The organism is Azospirillum sp. NS33, assembly GCF_059703765.1.
Window position 1 is genome coordinate 60111 of sequence record NZ_BAAKJB010000006.1, and the last position, 17784, is coordinate 77894.

Consider the following 17784-nt stretch of genomic DNA (forward strand, 5'->3'; position numbering starts at 1 on the left):
CGCCGGGGTGCCGGGGATCGCCCCTTCGAGGCCGACCAGGGCGACCTTCAGGTACCCGGCGCCGCGCAGCACGTTCATCACCTCCATCAGCGAGCCGTAGTCGACGGTCTTGTCGGCGCGCAGGAAGATGCGCTTCTCCCGGTCGCCGCCGGTCGCCGTATCGAGCGCGGCGCCCAGCGCGTCGCGCCCCACCGGCGCCTCGCCCAGGGCCAGGGTGAGGTCGGCCTTGACGCTGAGGTACACCGGCTTGTCCGGGCGCGGCTGCGGCTTGGCCGTGGAGGAGGGCAGGTCGACGGGCACGTCGACGGTGGCCAGCGGTGCCGCCACCATGAAGATGATCAGCAGCACCAGCATCACGTCGATGAACGGCGTGACGTTGATCTCGTGGTTCTCCGCCAGGTCGTCGGAGCCGTGGTCCAGCTTGACGCTCATGGGATCACTCCGCAGCCCGGTCCAGCGACACCGCGCCACGGTCGAGATCGCGGGAGACGAGGCGCAGGATCTCCGCCGACGCGTCGCCCAGCAGGGCGCGGTAACCCGCGATGGAGCGGGCGAAGACGTTGTAGATCACCACCGCGGGAATGGCGGCCACCAGGCCGATGGCGGTGGCCAGCAGGGCCTCGGCGATGCCCGGCGCGACCACCGCCAGGTTGGTGGTCTGCGCCTTGGAGATGCCGATGAACGCGTTCATGATGCCCCACACCGTGCCGAACAGGCCGATGAAGGGGGCGGTGGAGCCGATCGTCGCGAGGATTCCGGTGCCCGCCATCATGCGGCGGCCGGCCGCCGCCTCCAGCCGCTCCAGCCGCGATGCGATGCGCTCCTTGATGCCGTCCTTGTCGCTGGCCCCCACCGACAGGTGAAGCTCGCCGGCGGCGGCCCGCAAGAGGTCGCCCTCGACGGAGCGGGTGAAGCCCACCGCCTCGACCGCCTCGGCCAGGCTGCGCACGGTGCCCAGCTTGCCCAGGGCGCGCAGCGCCCGGCGCTTGGCGGCCGCCAGTTCGACGCTCTTGGCCAGCCACACGGTCCAGGTCAGCACCGAGGCCAGCGCCAGGCCGACCATGACCGACTGCACGATGATGTCGGCCGCCAGGAACATGCCCAGCGGCGACAGCTCATGGGGCAGCACGCCGGGGCCGCCGTCGACGCCGGCCTCGGTGCCCGCCAGCGGGTCCACCAGCGGCATTCCGTCGGCCCCGACCAGGGGCTGCCCGTCGGCCCCGACCAGGGGCTGCCCATCTGCCCCGCTGAGCGGCGTTCCGTCGGGTCCGGTGAGCAGCATCCCGTCCGGCCCGGTCGGCGGCTGTCCCGCCACCCCCGCCGCCGGACCGCCCGCGGGCGCGTCGGCGCTCGGCGCCGCCACCGGGGCTGCCACCGGGGCAGCGGGCGCGGCGGATCCGGGGGCGGCAGCCTGGGGCATGGCCGCGTCGGGCGGCGCGGTGGCCGCGGGCGCCGTTCCCGAGGGGGCCGCCGCGGCGGCGGGGGTGGGAGCGGCGGTGGCCGCCGCTGCCGGAATCGTCTGGACGGGCGCCGTCGGAGCGGCGGTGGGCGGCGCGGGTGCGGTCGAAGCGGCCGGAGCCTCGGCGGGGGGGGGGGCGGGCGCGTCGGCGCCGGGTCCGGTGTCGGCCATGGTCGAAGCTCCTTCGGCGCCCGCCACGGCGACGAGCGGGTCCGTAAATAATGCGAATGAAACGCATTCCTATAGCCACCGGGCCCTGTTTCGCAATGGTCTTTGCGCCGCAGGGGCCGGGAACCGTGTGGTTATTTGGTTGGTGAGTCCAACGGTCGATCGGGCAGCGTCGCGAAGCGGCGCATGAAACGCCGGTCGATCCAGTCCTTCACCCACCATGCCCAGCGCCCCTCGGCGCACCAGCCGCCCCGTGCGGCCACGGCGCGGCCGTCGCCCGTCCCGATGAGGCTGAGGACGCGGCGTTGCGGAACGAACGGGCGCGGCGGGTCGCCCCGCAGCGCCCGGCGCAGGTTGGCGGTCAGCGGCGGTCCCTGGCGCACCGCGAACACGCCGGCCTTCTCCCGCGGGTGGTCGGCCACCGTCGCCACGTCGCCGGCGGCAAAGACCCGGGGATCGCCGGTCGAACGCAGGCAGCTGTCGACCAGCAGGAATCCGGCCTCGTCGAGGGGCAACCCGGTGTCGGCGAGCCACGGTGCGGCGCCGGCCTGGGTGGTCCACAGGGCATGATCGGTGGCGAGGCGCCGGCCATCGTCCAGGAACAGGGCCTCCGGCCCGACCCGCACGACCGCCACGCCGGTGTGCACGGCGACGCCGTGGGACTCGAGGATGCGCCGCAGGGCGGCGCGGGTGCAGGGGTTGTGGCGTCGCAACAGCGGGCCCCGGGTCACCAGGGCGACCTCCGCGCGGCGGCCCAGGCGGTGGCGCGCCGCCAGCGCCAGTTCCACGCCGGCGGCGCCGCCGCCGACCACGGCGAGGCGCCGGGGCGTCGGCGCCGCCTCGACCGCGGCGACGATGGCCTGCCAGCGCTCGGCCAGCCGGTCGACGGGCTTCACCGGAACCGCGTGGTCGCGCGCCCCGGGCACCGTTGCGGCGCGCGGCGTCGATCCGATGTCCAGCGACAGCACGTCGTAGGGGATCGGCGGGTGATCCCGGCACAGGACGACACGCCGGTCGCGGTCGAGGCCGATCGCCTCGTCGTGGACCAACCGGGCGCCGGCGAAGCGGGACAGCCGGTCGAGGTCGATGTGGATGGCGTCGACGTCGTAGTGGCCGGCGATGTGCCCCGGCAACATCCCCGAGTAGGGGGTCCGCACCACGCGCGAAACCAGGGTCAGCCGCACCCCCGGCTCGGGCGCCTCGCCGAGGCGCTTCAGCACCAGCACGTGCGCATGGCCGCCGCCGACCAGCACGAGATCGCGCCCCGTCATGCCCGTCCCCCTCCGTCGCCGTGGTGCGGTCCATCACCGGCTGGTCCGCGCCCCCCCCCCCGCGGCGATTCGGACCTTGAACTGCGGGGGGGCGAGGCGTAACCTCTTAACATGCAGTTAAATCCGGTCATAGCCGCCCAGGTGGCGAAACCGCAGCCGCCGATGACGCCGGCGGTGCAGGCCGCGATCGCGCCCGCCGCCATCGCGGCGCAGCAGACGACGCCGCAGACCCGCACGCAGACGACCGCCGCGCCCCAGGCCGCGGGCAAGGCCGACGGCGGGCGCGACAGCAAGGGCAGCACGCAGACCGGGCAGCAGATCGACACCATGGCCCGCGCCATCCACGCCCGCACCAACGGCACCTACGGTCACAGCCGCGGGTCCATGCTGGACGTCGTGGTGTAGCCTTCCGACCGGGGACCGCGGCCCGGAGCCGCGGTGACGGGGCCATTCCCATCCCCCCGCGCCCGGCTGCGCACGCCGTTGCGCGGCGTCGGCCCGCCGGATGTCGGCACACAAGATCCCAGCCCACAGGATCCCGGTTCGCTGGATCCCGGTCCGCTGGATCCCGGCGTGGTGGCGCGCCTCGGGATTGCTTGCCATCTCCCTTGCCAACATGATGGGGTTGGGGCACGAGGATCGTGCAGCACGGTGGCGATGCGCGCTGCAGCCCCGCGCGGCGTTCCCGGCGCGCGACTGACCGCAGGAGACACCCCGTTGGGATTCAACGACGCCGTCCGCGCCGGCTTTGCGAACTACGCCACCTTCCACGGCCGGGCGACGCGGCCGGCGTACTGGTACTGGTTGCTGTTCACGCTGCTGGTCAGCCTGGTCACCGGGTTCGCCGACGCGATCCTCTTTTCCGAATCCGGCGCGGACCCGCTCAACAGCATCGCCGGCCTCGCCCTTCTGCTGCCGGGGATCGCGGTGACGGCGCGGCGCCTGCACGACATCGACCGGACGGCGTGGTGGTGGCTGATCGCCTTCGTGCCGCTGGTCGGGTGGATCGTGCTCCTGGTCTTCGCGGCGCAGGCCGGGACGCCGGGGGCGAACCGCTTCGGTCCTCCGCCCGGCGCGTCGCCGCCCAGGGCGTCCGGCGAGACCGCACGGGGAGCGGGACCGATCCCGTGACGGACGCGCAGGGCAGCCCTCTCCCGGCCGCGGCGGAGCGTGTCCAGACGGTCGGCGCAATTGCCACCCGCGACCTGCTGTGCTGCGCCCCCGACACCCCGGTGAGCGAGGCCGCGCGGATGATGGCCGCACGGCACCACAGTTCGGTGGTGGTCATGGACGGCGGCCGCGCCGTCGGCATCTGGACCGAGCGCGACGCCCTGCGCATCGACTTCTCAGCCACCGCCGGCTTCGACCGGCCGCTGCGCACGGTCATGACCAGCCCGGTCCGCTCGATCCCCGCCACCACCACGGTCGGCGCGGCCGGTCTGGTGTTCCGCACCGAACGGGTGCGCCATCTGCTGGTGGTCGACGCCGACGGCGCGCCGGTCGGGATGGTCAGCCAGACGGACGTGGTGATGAACCACGGCGTCGAGCAGTACCTGACCCTGCGCGACGTGCGCTCGGTGATGACCGAGGCGCCGCTCCTGCTGCCGCCCGCGCTGTCGCTGGAGGCGGCGACGGCGCGCATGCGCGAGGCCGGCGCGGAGGCGGCCATCGTGCTGGGGGCCGGCGTGCTGGGGGCCGGCGCGCTGGGGGCCGGCGCGCAGGGGCCGGGCATGCTGACCCAGCGCGACCTCGTGCGCCTGGCGGGGGAGCGGCGCGCCGGCGGGACGGTCGGCGCCGTCGCCAGCCGGCCCCTGCTCGCCGTGGCGGCGACCGCGCCGCTGCTGACCGCGCGCAACCTGTTCGCCCGCCATGGCATCCGCCACCTCGCGGTGACCGGGGAGGGGGAGGCCTTCGTCGGCCTGCTGTCGTTCTCCGACATTTTGGCCACGCTGCAGTACGAGTACGTCGCCCAGCTCAACGCCACGCTGCGCGAGCGCGACGAGGCGCTGCTGCATTCACGCCGCGACCTGACGCTTGCCCGGCAGGTGATCGAGGCGTCGATGGAGGGCGTCATCATCACCGACGACCGTGCCCGCATCGAGTACGTCAACCCGGCCTTCACCCGCCTCACCGGCTACACCCTGGAGGAGGTCCGCGGCCGCACCCCGGGGGTTCTCCAGTCCGGCCGCCACGACGCCGCGTTCTATGCCGCCATGTGGGAGGAGCTTGCCGCCGCCGGCCACTGGCGTGGCGAGATCTGGAACCGGCGCAAGGACGGCGAGATCTATGCGCAGTGGCTGAGCATCAACGCGATCCGCGACGGCGGCGGGGAGCGCGGTGTCAAATACGCCGCCATCTTCGCCGACATCACCGAACGCAAGCGGTACGAGGAGGAGGTGCGCACCCTGGCGCACGCCGATGCGCTGACCGGGCTGCCCAACCGGCGGCTGCTGATGGACCGGCTGGAACTGGCGATCGCCGCCGCCCATCGCCACGGCGCCGGGCTGGTGGTGATGTTCCTCGACCTCGACCTGTTCAAGCGGATCAACGACACGCGGGGCCACGACGCCGGCGACCGCGTGCTGGTGGAAACCGCGGCGCGGCTGTCGTCCTGCGTCGGCGAGGGCGACACCGTGGCGCGCATGGGCGGCGACGAGTTCGTCATGGTGCTCCCGGGCCTTGCCGATCCGGCGGACGCGGCGAAGCTGGCGGAGCGGGCGATCGCCGCGGTCCGCGCGCCGATCCCCTGGGACGGCCGGCCCCTGCAGGTGACGAGCAGCATCGGCATCGCCGTCTACCCCGACGACGGCCGCGACGCCGAGACGCTGCTGAAGCGCGCCGACCAGGCGATGTACCAGGCCAAGCAGATCGGCCGGAACCGCTTCCAGATCCATTCGCCGGCGCTCAACGCCCGCAGCCAGGAGGTGCTGTCGGCGGAGCATCGGCTGCGCCGGGCGCTGACGGCGCGCGAGTTCGTTCTGGACTATCAGGTCAAGGTCGACCTGACGACCGGCCGCCTGGCGGGGGCGGAGGCGCTGATCCGCTGGGAGCATCCCGAGCTGGGCGTGGTGCCGCCCGGCGGCTTCCTTCCCGCCGTGGAGCGGATGGGCATGATGCCGGACCTCGGCGCGTGGGTGCTGGGCGAGGCGTGCCGGCAGAACCGCCGCTGGCAGGAGCGCGGGTTTCCGGCGCTGTGCGTGTCCGTCAACGTGTCCCCGTTCCAGATCGCCGCCGACGCGCTGACGGGGACGGTGGCCCGGGCGCTGGCGGAGAGCGGCCTGGCGGCGCGCTGGCTCGCCATCGAACTGAGCGAGGGGGCGCTGCTGGACCGCCCCGAGGCGGTGGCCCATGCCATCCGGGAGGTCGACCGCCTGGGCGTTGCGGTCGTGATCGACGATGTCGGCAGCCGCCACATCGCCCTCAGCGCGTTGCGCGCGCTGCCCGTGCGCTCCTTGAAGATCGACCGGACCCTGGTCGCCGAGGCGACGGCGCCGCCGGAGGGCGCGGGGGCACCGGGCGGGGCGGCTCTGGTGCGCGCCGTGGTCGACCTGTGCCACGCCCTGGGAGCGCGCGCCGTGGCCAAGGGGGTGGAGACCGCCGCCCAGGCCGAGGTGCTGCGGCGGGCCGGCTGCGACGAGATCCAGGGCCACCTCGTCAGCCCCGCCGTCCCGGCCGCCGCGATGGAGGCCTTGTTCGGCCGCGCGCTGCTGGCGCCCGCCGGGGGACGGGTCACCCGCCCCCCATCATGCGGCGCGGCAGAAAGGTGACCAGGTCGGGGACGGCGATCACCAGGGCGGTCATCAGCGCCAGCACGGCGAAGAACGGCAGGGCCGCGCGCCCGACATAGAGGATGTCGCGCCCCGTCAGCCCCTGGATGACGAACAGGTTGAAGCCGATCGGCGGGGTGATCTGCGCCATCTCCACCACCAGGACGACGTAGACGCCGAACCACAGCAGGTCGATCCCCACCGCTTCGACCGCGGGCAGGATGATCGACGTGGTGAGGACGATCATCGAGATGCCGTCGAGGAAGCAGCCGAGGATCATGAAGAAGACGGTGAGCACGGCGAGCAGCGCCAGCGGCGGAAGCTGCCACCCGGCGATGGTCCGGGCGAGGGCCGCGGGAATCCCGGTGAACCCCATCGCCACGGTGAGGAACGAGGCGCCGACCAGGATGAAGGCGATCATGCAGGAGGTGCGGGTGGCCCCCATCAGGCTGGCCATGAAGCCGGCGCGGTCGAGCGAGCCCGACGCGGCGGCCAGCAGCAGGGCGCCGAGGACGCCGACGGCCGCCGCCTCGGTCGGCGTGGCGAGACCGGTGTAGATCGAGGCGACGACCGCGACGATCAGCCCGACGACCGGCAGCAGCAGCCGGGCGCGCCACAGCTTCTCGCGCAGCGGCAGGGCCTCGCCGCCCGCCGGCACGCGGCCGGGGTTGAGCAGCGCCCACAGCGCGATGTACCCGGAAAACAGGGCCATCAGCACGATGCCGGGCAGCACGCCGGCCACGAACAGGCGGGCCACCGAGACCTCCGCGGCGACGCCGTAGACGATCATCATGATCGATGGCGGGATCAGCAGCCCCAGGGTTCCCGCCCCGGCCAGCGAGCCGATGCTCATCCGCTCGTCGTAGCGCCGCGTCGCCAGCTCGGGCAGGGAGATCCGGCCGATGGTCGCGGCGGTCGCCGCCGACGAGCCGCTGACCGCCGCGAACAGGCCGCAGCCCAGCACGTTGGTGTGCAGCAGCCGCCCCGGTACCCGCGACAGCCACGGCGCCAGCCCGTCGAACATGTCGCGGGCGAGGCGCGTGCGGTAGAGGATCTCCCCCATCCAGACGAAAAGGGGGAGTGCGGTGAGGGTCCAGCTGGCGCTGGCGCCCCAGGTGGTGGTGGCGAGCACCGCCCCGGCCGGCGCCCCGGTGAACAGGACCATGGCGGCCAGCGCCACCCCCATCAGGGCCAGCGCCACCCACAGGCCCGAGGCCAGGAGGACCAGGAGCAGCGCCATCAGCAAGCCGGCGATCGGCAGGGTTCCCATGGCGCCTACTCGGTCCGCGCCGGTTCGCCGGCCATCGCCGGCGGTGCGCCGCGCAGCCGGGCGACCAGGCCCTCCGCCAGGGCCAGGGCCAGCAGCACCGCCCCGACGGCCATGGCGAGCTGGGGGATCCACAGGGGAACCGCCAGCACACCGTAGGAGCGGTCGCCGAACGCGAAGGACTGGTGCACGTGGCGCACGGCGTGGACGGCGAAGAACAGGCTGATGCCGCCGCCCGCCAGGTGGGCCCACGCCTCGGCGCCGCGCTGCCAGCGCGGCCGCAGGCGGTCGGTGAGCAGGGACACCCGGATGTGGCCGCCGGTGCGCAGGGTGTGGGCGAGCGCCAGGAAGCTCGACGCGGCCATGCACCAGCCGGCGAGGTCGTCGCCGTCGGGCACCCGGTAGCCGAAGAGGCGGCCGCCGATCTGGGCGAGGATCACCGCCCCGATGGCCGCGAGGAAGCCGGCGGCGGCGTACCCCGCGGCGAGGTAGAGACGCTCCAGGAAACGCATCGGCGCCGTCCCATCGTTGGGCGGCGGCCCGGCCCGGGCCGCCGCCGTGGCCCCGTCAGTGCGCCTTGAACCGGGCCAGCACGTCGGCCCCGTCCGCGCCGGCCTTGGCCGCCCATTCACCGGCCATGGTGGCGCCGATGGCCTGGAGCTCGGCGAGGAAGGCCGGCGCCGGCGCGGCGACCGTCATGCCGCCCTGGCGCAGCGCCTCCACGAGCTCGTCGTTGGAGCGGCGCGCGGTGGCCCAGCCCCGGGACTCCGCCTCGGCGGCGGCCGTGATCACCGCCCGCTGCGCGGCCTCGGGCAGGCGCTGGAAGGCGCGCTCGTTGACGAACACCATGTTCTTGGGAATGAACGCCTGGACGTCGTAGTAGTGGTTCACGAAGTCCCAGGCCTGGGTGTCGACGCCGGTGGCCGGGGAGGTGATCATCGCCTGGATCAGGCCGGCGCCGAAGGCCTGGGGCACCTCCGCCGCCTGGACCGCGGTGGGCACCGCCCCCAGCAGCTCGGCGAAGCGGGTGGTGCTGGCGTTGTAGGTGCGGAACTTCACGCCGGCGAGATCGGCGACCGCGGCGACCGGAGTCTTGGTGTAGATCCCCTGGGGCGGCCAGGGAACGCTGAACAGCAGGCGCAGCCCGGCGGCGGCGAGGCGCGTCTCGATGAGCGGGCGGGTGACCGCCATCAGCGTTTCGGCGTCGTCGAAGCTGGTGGCCAGGAAGGGGACGGCGTCCGCCTCGAACAGCGGATCCTCGTTGGCCAGCACCGACATCAGCACCTCGCCGGCCTGGACCTGGCCGGTCTGCACGGCCCGCTTGATCTCCGGGTGCTTGAACAGGGAGGCGTTGGCGTGGACGGCGATCTCCAGCGCACCGCCGCTCGACGCGGCCACGTCCTCGGCGAAGCGGCGGATGTTCTCGGTGTGGTAGTTGCCGTCGGGGTAGGGCGTCGGCATGTCCCACCGCTCGGCGGCGGCGGCGGTCGCCGTCATGCCGAGCGCCAGCCCGGCCGCGATCACTGCAGCAAACCTCATGGCACCATCTCCCTGTCGTGCGGCCGGCGTCCGCGGGACGGCGGCGACCGGGCATGGTGTCACCGCCGCGGCGCAGCACCAAGGGGGATTCGTCGCTCCCGCGGGCCGCGGGCCGCGGGCCGCGGGCGGTGGTGGTGGGCAGTGGGCAGCGGGTGGCTGCGGGTCAGGGCAGCCAGCGCGACAGGGTGTCGAGCAGATCGGTCTTGCGCACCGGCTTGGCGACGTGGTCGTCCATCCCGGCGTCCAGGCAGCGGCGCCGGTCGTCGGCCGAGGCGTGGGCGGTGAGGGCGAGCACCGGCACCCGGCCGCGCCGGCCGGGCAGGGCGCGGATGGCGGCGGTCGCCGCGTACCCGTCCATCTCCGGCATGGAGACGTCCATCAGCACCAGTTCCGGCGGGTCGCGCGATTCCGTGACCGCGCGCACCGCCTCGAGGCCGCCCTCGGCCAGGGTGACGGAAAAGCCGGCCTTGCCCAGCACCGCCGCCACCACGAGGCGGTTGGTGGCGCTGTCGTCGACGACCAGGATGCGCCCGCCCCGCCGCTCCGCCCAGGCCTGGAGACGGTGTTCGCGCGCCGTGGGGGGTTCCGGGGCACCCGCCGCCGCGTGCTCCGCGGCGGCCGCAACCGCGACCTCCACCGTGAACCAGGAGCGGGTGCCGCCATCGGCGCGGTCGCGTGCCTCCTCGCGGCCGAGCTGGCCGCCGATCAGGGCCACCAGGCGCTGGACCAGGGTCAAGCGGAGGTCCGTTCCGCCCCAGCCGCGGCGTGCGGTGGTGCCGCGGGTGGTGATGGAGAACTCGAGAGCGACGGTGTTCGGCCGGACCGCCGTCGCCGACACCGAAAGGGCGATGTGCCCGCCCTCGCAATGGCTTACGGCGTGCCCGGCCAGCGCCTCGAAGACGCGGCCGATGCGCCGTGCGTCGCCGGTGACCTGGGCCGGGACCGCGGGGGCGACGTGGCTGTCGAGCCAGATCGCGCTTTCGGCGGCCGGCTCGACGAGGGCCAGCGCCGTGCGTTCCACCAGCTCGCCGGGCGCGAAGGTGGCGGTGTCCTCGCCGGCCCGGGGCGTGTCCAGAGCGGCGAATTCGAGCAGGCTGTCGATCAGCTCCATCAGCGTCGTCGCCGACCGGCGGGCGGCGCTGAGGATGGTGCCGACCTCGCCGCCGATGCCGGCCTCGCGCATCAGGTCGAGCGCGCCCAGAACGCCGTGCATCGGCGTGCGCAGCTCGTGGCTCGCCGCGGCGAGGAACTCGGACTTGGCGCGGCTGGCGGCCTCGGCGTCCTCCTTGGCGCCGCGCAGGGCGGCCTCGAGCCGGCGCTGGGCGGTGACGTCGCAGACGGTGGCGGTGAAGCCGTCGCCGAGCGTCACCGCGACCACTTTGAACCAGCGCCGTTCCCGGCCGACCGGCTGGCAGATCTCGCCGTCCAGGGGAACCCCGGTCTCCACCAGGTCGCGGCAGGCGTCGACGAACCGCCGGGCGTCGGGCGACGCGGCGATCGCGCTGAGGCGGCGGCCCGCCAGCCCGGCCTCCGGGGTGCCGGCCATGCGCAGGGCGGCGGCGTTGGCCAGCAGGCACTCGAAGTCGACGATGGCGCCGTCGTCGTCGCGCACGGTGCGGAAGGCCAGCACCCCGTCCATCGCCGTTTCAAGGATGCCGGACAGCAGGGTCTCGCTCGCCTGCAGGCGCTCCGCGGCGACCCGCTGCGCGGTGACGTCGATCTCCTGCACCAGGGCGACCCGGTCGCCGCTGCCGGGGTCCTGGACGGTGCGCATGTGCAGGTCGTGCCAGCGCGGGCCGGCGCTGGTCAGCACCCGGGCGGTGATCACCGTGGCGTTCCCCTGGCGGAGCGTGGCGCGCGCCTGATCCGCCTGGGCGCGGTCGATGACATGGCCGAGCAGGGTGGTGCCGGGGCCGACCACCCGCCACGCCGCCGGGTTCTGCAGCAGGCAGGCCCCCGACAGGGCGTAGACGGCGACCGGGTTCGGTGCGTGCCGGAAGGCCTCGATCCAGCGCAGGTTCTCGACGCCGGGCTCGGCATCCGGTGCCAGGGAGTCGGCGGTGACCCGCATGGCCATGCGGCCGTCCGGCAGCGGCTCGGCGCGGCACACGCAGCGCACGGTCTTGGGGTGCCCGGCGGGGTAGAACGTCCACAGGTCGGTGACCTCCTCGCCACGCCCCAGCCGCTCGGCCAGGTCGGCCAGGCGCAGGCGGGCGGCGTCGGACAGGTCGGCGAAGGACCGGGCCAGGAGGGCGTCGCGCGACGGCGCCTCCCACAGGGCGAGGGCCTGGGGGTTGGCGTCCAGCATGGCGGCGCGCTCGAGATCGAAGAGCCATTCCGGGCGCGCCCCGTCCGCTGCCGCCGCTTCCCCGCCACCGGCGTCGGAGTCTGGCGACCGGAACGAGTCCTGGGAAAATGCAAGCATGACGGCCCGCCCGCGGTTTCGATGCAGAATGCAAATCAATATGCACACGGTCCCCCGGATCGATCCGGGAACGCGACCCCGCGCAGCTTCACCGCTCCCTCCAGCAAGGCGCGGGCCAGTTTTTTTTCAATCCAGCATACTGCGTTTTGCGTATATTCGAACTTGGCCCTGCAGGGTCGGCTTCACGGGGGCGTGTGCGCGGAAATGGGCGTTGTCGGGCGGATCTGGCTGGCCTACGCCGGCCTCAACGGCGCGGCCGCGGTCGCGGCGGGTGCTTACGCCAGCCACGGCCTGGCGGCGCCGGAACAGGCGCGGCTGCAGGATCTCGTGCGACTTGCGTCGCAATTCGAGCTTTGGCACGCCCTGGCGCTGCTCGGCGTGGCGTTGCTCGCCAGCCGCACGCGGGGCGCCGCCCGCCTGGGCGTGCGGGCCAGCGGATGGCTGATCGCCGTGGGGATGTCGCTGTTCTGCGGCGCCCTGTACCTGCAGGGACTGGGCGGCGTCGTTCCCCTGCCGATGATGGCGCCGGCCGGCGGCACCATGCTGATCCTGGGGTGGCTGGCGGCCGCCGCGACCGCCGTGCTGCCGGGGTGGCGCTGGACCGCCGACGACCCCATCCGGTGAGGCCCGCGGCGCTCCGCCGGGGATGTGGTCAGGCGACCGACCGGGCCCGCGGGGTGTCCCCGGCGGCCTCGGCGTAGGCCGTTGCCGGAGCCGCGCAGTAGAGGTCGTGCAGCGTCGCCATGACCGCCTTCGCCTCGTCGCCGCTCAACGAATAATAGATGTTCTGGGCGCTGCGGCGTGTCCGCACCAGCTTGTCGCGGCGCAGCCGCGCCAGATGCTGCGACAGCGCGGACTGGCTCAATCCGACGAGGTCTTCCAGCTCGCCCACCGACCGTTCCCCCGTCGAGAGATGGCACAGAATGAGCAAGCGCCGCTCGTTGCTCATGGCCTTCAGCAAGGCACTGGCCTTGCGGGCGTTCGCCTGGAGGTCCGCGATGTCCATGGATGCCTTCACCGTCACTGCCGCCCCCCGCGAGGGGGCCTCGATGGGCGCGGGCGTCCAGCCCGCGGGGCCCTCCCGGCCGTTTTCATCATGCCGTTTTCATCATATGGACGAGCCCCGCGCTTTGTCCACCGCGGAAGGCCCGGTGGTGTACAATCGGCGAACCGGCCCCCACCATGGCCGTTTCGGCGGCGGCGGGACCGCACGGCGGTGCCGGCCGGACGCTTGCGGATGAATGCGGATGAATGCGGACGAAGAGGAGAAGGGGCCAATGGCGCGACACCGGCTCGATGCCCGGGGGCTGCTCTGCCCGTTGCCCGTGCTGCGTGCGCGGAAGCTGCTCAAGGGCCTGGCCGTCGGCGATGTGCTCGAGGTCGAGGCGACGGACCCCAGCGCGCCCCGGGATTTCGCCGCGTTCTGCGAGACCACGGGCAACCGGCTGCTTGCCAGCGAGAGCGCCGCCGGGGTGTTCCGGCTGGAGATCGAGCGCCTGGTGTGAGGTCCGCCGGCGGCGGCGGGCGTGATCGCGCGGTCGACGCAATGAGCCTGTACTTTGTGGGGCGTTCCGGGAAGAATGGACGGGAGGAAACCGCCCAAGCGCAACGATAACGATAGAAAAAAACATGCACACCTCCCTGTTCACGCACTCCGCCTGTCTGGAGCACGACACCGGCCTCGGCCATCCCGAGTGCTCGGATCGCCTGAAGGCGGTCCTGGCCGCGCTGGAGGCGGAGGAGTTCGTCCTGCTGGACCGGCAGGAGGCGCCGCGCGCCGCGCTCGAGCAGATCGCGCGCGTCCATCCCCTGGCCTACATCGAGGACGTGCTGGGGCGGGTGCCGCAGGCCGGGCACGCCGGCATCGACGCCGACACCGTGGTGTCGCCGGGGTCGGGGGAGGCCGCGCTGCGGGCGGCCGGCGCGGCGATCGCCGCGGTCGACGCGGTGGCCGCCGGCGGGTCGCGCAACGCCTTCTGCGCCGTGCGGCCGCCGGGGCACCACGCCGAGCGCACCCGCGCCATGGGATTCTGCCTGTTCAACAACGTGGCCGTGGGCGCCTACCACGCCCGCGCCGCGCACGGGCTGCAGCGGGTCGCCGTGATGGACTTCGACGTCCACCACGGCAACGGCACCCAGGACATCTTCCAGTCCGATCCCGACATGATGTACTGCTCGACCCACCAGTCGCCCCTCTATCCCGGCACCGGCGACGCCGGCGAGAAGGGCGATTACGGGAACTGCGTCAACGCCACGCTGCCCGCCATGGCCGGCAGCCCGGAGTTCCGGCACGCGATGACCCACACGGTGTTGCCGGCCATCGACCATTTCAAGCCGGACCTGATCATGATCTCCGCCGGGTTCGACGCCCATTCGCGGGATCCCCTGGCCGGCCTGCACCTCACCGACGACGACTTCGTGTGGGCGACCCGCAAGCTGGGCGAACTGGCGCGCACCCATTGCGGCGCCCGCATCGTCTCGGTGCTGGAAGGCGGCTACAACCTGAGGGCCCTGGCGTCCGCCTGCGCCGCCCACGTGCGCGAGCTGATGGCGGCCTGAGGCGGTACGCCGTTCGTCGGGGGACGGCGGCGTCCCGGCATAGCCGCGCCGTCGGCGCTTGCACACCCCCCCTTGCCGGTCCTACTTTCGGGAACGGTTCACACCACGGTTACGTCATGTCCGATTCATCGACTTCCCCGCCGGCCGCCCCTGCGCCGGACATCGCCGCGTTGAGCTTCGAGGACGCCCTGGCCGAGCTGGAGCGCATCGTGCGCCAGCTGGAGGAGGGCCGCGGCAAGCTGGACGACGCGATCTCGTCCTACGAGCGCGGCACCGCGCTCAAGCAACATTGCGAGGCCAAGCTGCGCGAGGCCCAGGCCAAGGTCGACCGGATCACCGTCGCCGCCGACGGCCGTGTCGGCAGCGAACCCGCCCGGATCGACTGACGCGAACGAGAGAGCACGTGAACGAGTCCCTGAAATCCGCCATGGCGGACGCCGCGGAGCAGGTCGAACGGGCGATCGACGCCCTGATCCCCTCCAGCGATCTTCCCGAGGCCCGGCTGTTCGACGCGATGCGCTACGGCTGCCTGGGCGGCGGCAAGCGGCTGCGGCCGTTCCTGGTGCTGTCGTCGGCGGCGCTGTTCGGGGTCGACCGTGAGCGCGCCCTGCGCGTCGCCGCCGCGGTCGAGATGGTGCACGGCTATTCGCTGATCCACGACGATCTTCCGGCGATGGACGACGGCGCCCTGCGCCGGGGCCGGCCGACGGTGCACCGCCAGTTCGACGAGGCGACGGCGATCCTCGCCGGCGACGGGCTGCTGACGCTGGCCTTCGAGGTGCTGGCGGACCCGGCGACCCACGAGGACCCCAACGTCCGCTGCCAGCTGGTCGCGGCCCTGGCCCGGGCGGCCGGCGGGGGCGGCATGGTGGGCGGCCAGATGCTCGACCTGATCGCCGAGCACGAGACCTTCGACATCGGCGCCATCACCCGGCTGCAGCGCATGAAGACGGGCGACCTCATCGCCTTCTCGTGCGAGGCCGGCGCCATCCTCGGCAAGGCCGGGCGGCCGCAGCGCCACGCCCTGCACGCCTATGCCCACGACCTCGGCCTCGCCTTCCAGATCGTCGACGACCTGCTCGACGTGGAGGGCACGGAGGCCGAGACCGGCAAGAGCGTCGGCCGCGACGCAGCCGCCGGCAAGGCGACGTTCGTTTCGATCCTGGGCCGCCAGCGCGCCCGGGCCCAGGCCGACATGCTGGCCGGCCAGTGCAACGCGCATCTGGAGATCTTCGACGGCCGCGCCGACGTGCTGAAGGCCGTCGCCGGCTTCGTCGTCGCGCGGCGCACCTAGAGAAGAGGACGCGGACCCGTGACATCCCCGACCAGCAAGACGCCGCTCCTCGACCGCGTGCGGGTGCCGTCCGACCTGCGCACCCTGAAGCCGGACCAGCTCCGCCAGCTCGCCGACGAGCTGCGCACGGAAACCGTCGACGCCGTTTCGGTCACCGGCGGCCACCTCGGTGCCGGGCTCGGGGTGGTGGAACTGACGGTGGCGCTGCATTACGTGTTCGAGACGCCCACCGACCGGCTGATCTGGGACGTCGGCCACCAGTGCTACCCCCACAAGATCCTGACCGGCCGGCGCGACCGCATCCGCACCCTGCGCCAGGGCGGCGGCCTGTCCGGCTTCACCAAGCGGGCGGAGAGCGCGTACGATCCGTTCGGTGCCGGCCACAGCTCGACCTCGATCTCCGCCGGGCTGGGCATGGCGGTCGCCCGCGACCTCGCCGGGGCCGCCAACCACGTGGTGTGCGTGATCGGCGACGGGGCGATGAGCGCCGGCATGGCCTACGAGGCCATGAACAACGCCGGGTCCACCGACAGCCGGCTGGTGGTGGTGCTCAACGACAACGACATGTCGATCGCCCCGCCGGTCGGGGCGATGAGCGCGTACCTGTCGCGCCTGATCTCCTCCAAACCGTACCTGTCGCTGCGCCACCTCGCCAAGGACATCGCCGAACAGCTGCCACGCCCGCTGCGCGACGCCGCGCGCAAGGCCGAGGAGTACGCCCGTGGCCTGGTCACCGGCGGCACCCTGTTCGAGGAGCTGGGCTTCTACTACGTCGGCCCCATCGACGGGCACAACCTGGACCACCTGCTGCCGGTCCTGCAGAACGTGCGCGACGCCGAGGACGCCAAACCGGTCCTGGTCCACGTCGTCACCCGCAAGGGCCATGGCTACGCGCCGGCCGAGGCTTCGGCCGACAAGCTGCACGCGGTCGCCAAGTTCGACGTCATCACCGGGGCCCAGACCAAGGCGACCTCCAACGCCCCGACCTACACCCGCGTCTTCTCCGACGCGCTGATCAAGGAGGCGGAGGCCGACCGGCGGGTGGTCGCCGTGACCGCCGCGATGCCGGCCGGCACCGGCCTGGACCGGTTCGGCGCGCGCTTTCCCGAGCGCTGCTTCGACGTCGGCATCGCCGAGCAGCACGCGGTCACCTTCGCCGCGGGCATGGCGGCGGAGGGCTACAAGCCGTTCTGCGCCATCTACTCCACCTTCCTCCAGCGCGCCTACGACCAGGTCGTGCACGACGTGGTGCTGCAGCACCTGCCGGTGCGCTTCGCCCTCGACCGCGCCGGGCTGGTCGGAGCGGACGGCGCGACCCACGCCGGGGCCTTCGACGTCGCCTATCTCGGCTGCCTGCCCGGGATCGTGCTGATGGCGGCGGCCGACGAGGCCGACCTGATGCACATGGTCGCCACCCAGGCCGCCATCGACGACCAGCCTTCGGCGCTGCGCTACCCCCGCGGCGAGGGGGTGGGGATGGTGATTCCGGAGCGCGGCACGCCGCTTCCCATCGGCAAGGGCCGGATCGTCCAGGAGGGCACCAAGGTCGCCATCCTCAGCTACGGCGGCCGGCTCGGCGAGGCCCGCAAGGCGGCCCAGGATCTGGCCGCCCGCGGCCTGTCCACCACGGTTGCCGACGCCCGCTTCGCCAAGCCCCTGGACGAGGCGCTGGTGCGGCGCCTCGCGCTCGAGCACGAGGTGCTGATCACCCTGGAAGAGGGCACCGTGGGCGGCTTCGGCAGCTTCGTGCTGCACCATCTGGCGCAGGCCGGTCTGCTCGACCACGGCCTCAAGGTGCGCCCGATGGTGCTGCCCGACCGCCTGCTCGACCATGATTCGCCGGCCCGCCAGTACGAGGCGGCGGGGCTCAGCGACCGCCACATCGTCGCCACCGCGCTGGCGGCGTTGGGCATGGAGGCCGCCGCCGCCCGGGCCTGACCCTGCGGGACCTAGGCCGAAGGTGTGGGCGCTCCGCCATTGGCGGGGGCCCCCACCCTGCCGGTCGGGCCGCGGCGACGCGAAATCGCCAAATCAT

16 protein-coding genes and 1 pseudogene are annotated in these 17784 nt (G+C 73.3%); 9 read left to right on the top strand and 8 right to left on the bottom strand.

The genetic code is table 11. The annotated features are described in order from the left end of the window. Nucleotides 1-18 precede the first annotated feature (18 nt). The 3 genes and pseudogenes from exbD to AC6H2I_RS07705 form a co-directional block, all read right to left on the bottom strand. A pseudogene (gene exbD, locus AC6H2I_RS07695) lies at nt 19-432 on the bottom strand (TonB system transport protein ExbD); the annotation flags it as partial. Between the two features lie 4 nt (nt 433-436). Next, complete coding sequence (exbB, locus tag AC6H2I_RS07700) at nt 437-1630, bottom strand: tonB-system energizer ExbB (RefSeq protein WP_497500007.1); 1194 nt, start codon at nt 1628-1630, stop codon at nt 437-439. A 131-nt stretch (nt 1631-1761) separates the two neighbouring features. Then, nucleotides 1762-2898 (bottom strand): FAD-dependent oxidoreductase, encoded by a 1137-nt coding sequence (locus tag AC6H2I_RS07705; RefSeq protein ID WP_497500008.1) that lies wholly within the window; start codon nt 2896-2898, stop codon nt 1762-1764. Between the two features lie 141 nt (nt 2899-3039). Here AC6H2I_RS07705 and AC6H2I_RS07710 point away from each other — a divergent pair, with 141 nt between their 5' ends. The 3 genes from AC6H2I_RS07710 to AC6H2I_RS07720 all read left to right on the top strand — a co-directional run bounded on the left by AC6H2I_RS07710 (nt 3040) and on the right by AC6H2I_RS07720 (nt 6665). Then, complete coding sequence (locus AC6H2I_RS07710; protein WP_497500009.1) at nt 3040-3303, top strand: hypothetical protein; 264 nt, start codon at nt 3040-3042, stop codon at nt 3301-3303. A gap of 312 nt (nt 3304-3615) precedes the next feature. Continuing rightward, the gene (locus AC6H2I_RS07715) at nt 3616-4029 is read left to right on the top strand and encodes a DUF805 domain-containing protein (RefSeq protein ID WP_497500010.1); all 414 of its coding nucleotides are present in this window, start codon (nt 3616-3618) and stop codon (nt 4027-4029) included. After that, nucleotides 4026-6665 (top strand): EAL domain-containing protein, encoded by a 2640-nt coding sequence (locus tag AC6H2I_RS07720; protein WP_497500011.1) that lies wholly within the window; start codon nt 4026-4028, stop codon nt 6663-6665. Before AC6H2I_RS07715 ends, AC6H2I_RS07720 begins: the two co-directional genes overlap by 4 nt. On the opposite strand, the gene AC6H2I_RS07725 is transcribed toward AC6H2I_RS07720, so the two are convergent. From AC6H2I_RS07725 to AC6H2I_RS07740, 4 genes are all read right to left on the bottom strand, one after another. Then, nucleotides 6628-7935, bottom strand: coding sequence for a TRAP transporter large permease (locus AC6H2I_RS07725; protein ID WP_497500012.1), 1308 nt, complete (start codon nt 7933-7935; stop codon nt 6628-6630). The genes AC6H2I_RS07720 and AC6H2I_RS07725 overlap by 38 nt on opposite strands. 5 nt (nt 7936-7940) lie before the next feature. Continuing rightward, entirely contained in the window at nt 7941-8444 is a 504-nt protein-coding gene (locus AC6H2I_RS07730) for a TRAP transporter small permease (RefSeq protein ID WP_497500013.1), read from the bottom strand. A 55-nt stretch (nt 8445-8499) separates the two neighbouring features. Continuing rightward, the gene (locus tag AC6H2I_RS07735) at nt 8500-9471 is read right to left on the bottom strand and encodes a TRAP transporter substrate-binding protein (RefSeq protein ID WP_497500014.1); all 972 of its coding nucleotides are present in this window, start codon (nt 9469-9471) and stop codon (nt 8500-8502) included. Nucleotides 9472-9634: 163 nt separating this feature from the next. After that, a complete protein-coding gene (locus AC6H2I_RS07740; protein ID WP_497500015.1) occupies nt 9635-11896 on the bottom strand; it encodes a response regulator in 2262 nt (753 codons plus the stop codon). 204 nt (nt 11897-12100) lie between these two features. On the opposite strand from AC6H2I_RS07740, the gene AC6H2I_RS07745 reads away from it, so the two are divergent. Further along, the gene (locus AC6H2I_RS07745) at nt 12101-12520 is read left to right on the top strand and encodes a DUF423 domain-containing protein (protein ID WP_497500016.1); all 420 of its coding nucleotides are present in this window, start codon (nt 12101-12103) and stop codon (nt 12518-12520) included. A gap of 28 nt (nt 12521-12548) precedes the next feature. Here AC6H2I_RS07745 and AC6H2I_RS07750 read toward each other — a convergent pair whose 3' ends face one another. After that, a complete protein-coding gene (locus AC6H2I_RS07750; protein WP_497500017.1) occupies nt 12549-12902 on the bottom strand; it encodes an ArsR/SmtB family transcription factor in 354 nt (117 codons plus the stop codon). A 241-nt stretch (nt 12903-13143) separates the two neighbouring features. On the opposite strand from AC6H2I_RS07750, the gene AC6H2I_RS07755 reads away from it, so the two are divergent. From AC6H2I_RS07755 to dxs, 5 genes are all read left to right on the top strand, one after another. Next, on the top strand, nt 13144-13401 hold the full coding sequence (locus tag AC6H2I_RS07755; protein WP_497500018.1) for a sulfurtransferase TusA family protein: 258 nt from the start codon (nt 13144-13146) through the stop codon (nt 13399-13401). A 124-nt stretch (nt 13402-13525) separates the two neighbouring features. Further along, entirely contained in the window at nt 13526-14455 is a 930-nt protein-coding gene (locus tag AC6H2I_RS07760) for a histone deacetylase family protein (protein WP_497500019.1), read from the top strand. Between the two features lie 116 nt (nt 14456-14571). Continuing rightward, nucleotides 14572-14841 carry an exodeoxyribonuclease VII small subunit gene (locus AC6H2I_RS07765; RefSeq protein ID WP_497500020.1) on the top strand — a complete coding sequence of 90 codons (270 nt, stop codon included), beginning with the start codon at nt 14572-14574 and terminating at the stop codon, nt 14839-14841. A 41-nt stretch (nt 14842-14882) separates the two neighbouring features. Then, nucleotides 14883-15749: a polyprenyl synthetase family protein gene (locus AC6H2I_RS07770; RefSeq protein ID WP_497500133.1), complete on the top strand. Its 867-nt coding sequence runs from the start codon at nt 14883-14885 to the stop codon at nt 15747-15749. An 18-nt stretch (nt 15750-15767) separates the two neighbouring features. Beyond that, nucleotides 15768-17687, top strand: coding sequence for a 1-deoxy-D-xylulose-5-phosphate synthase (gene dxs, locus AC6H2I_RS07775; protein WP_497500021.1), 1920 nt, complete (start codon nt 15768-15770; stop codon nt 17685-17687). Nucleotides 17688-17784 lie beyond the last annotated feature (97 nt).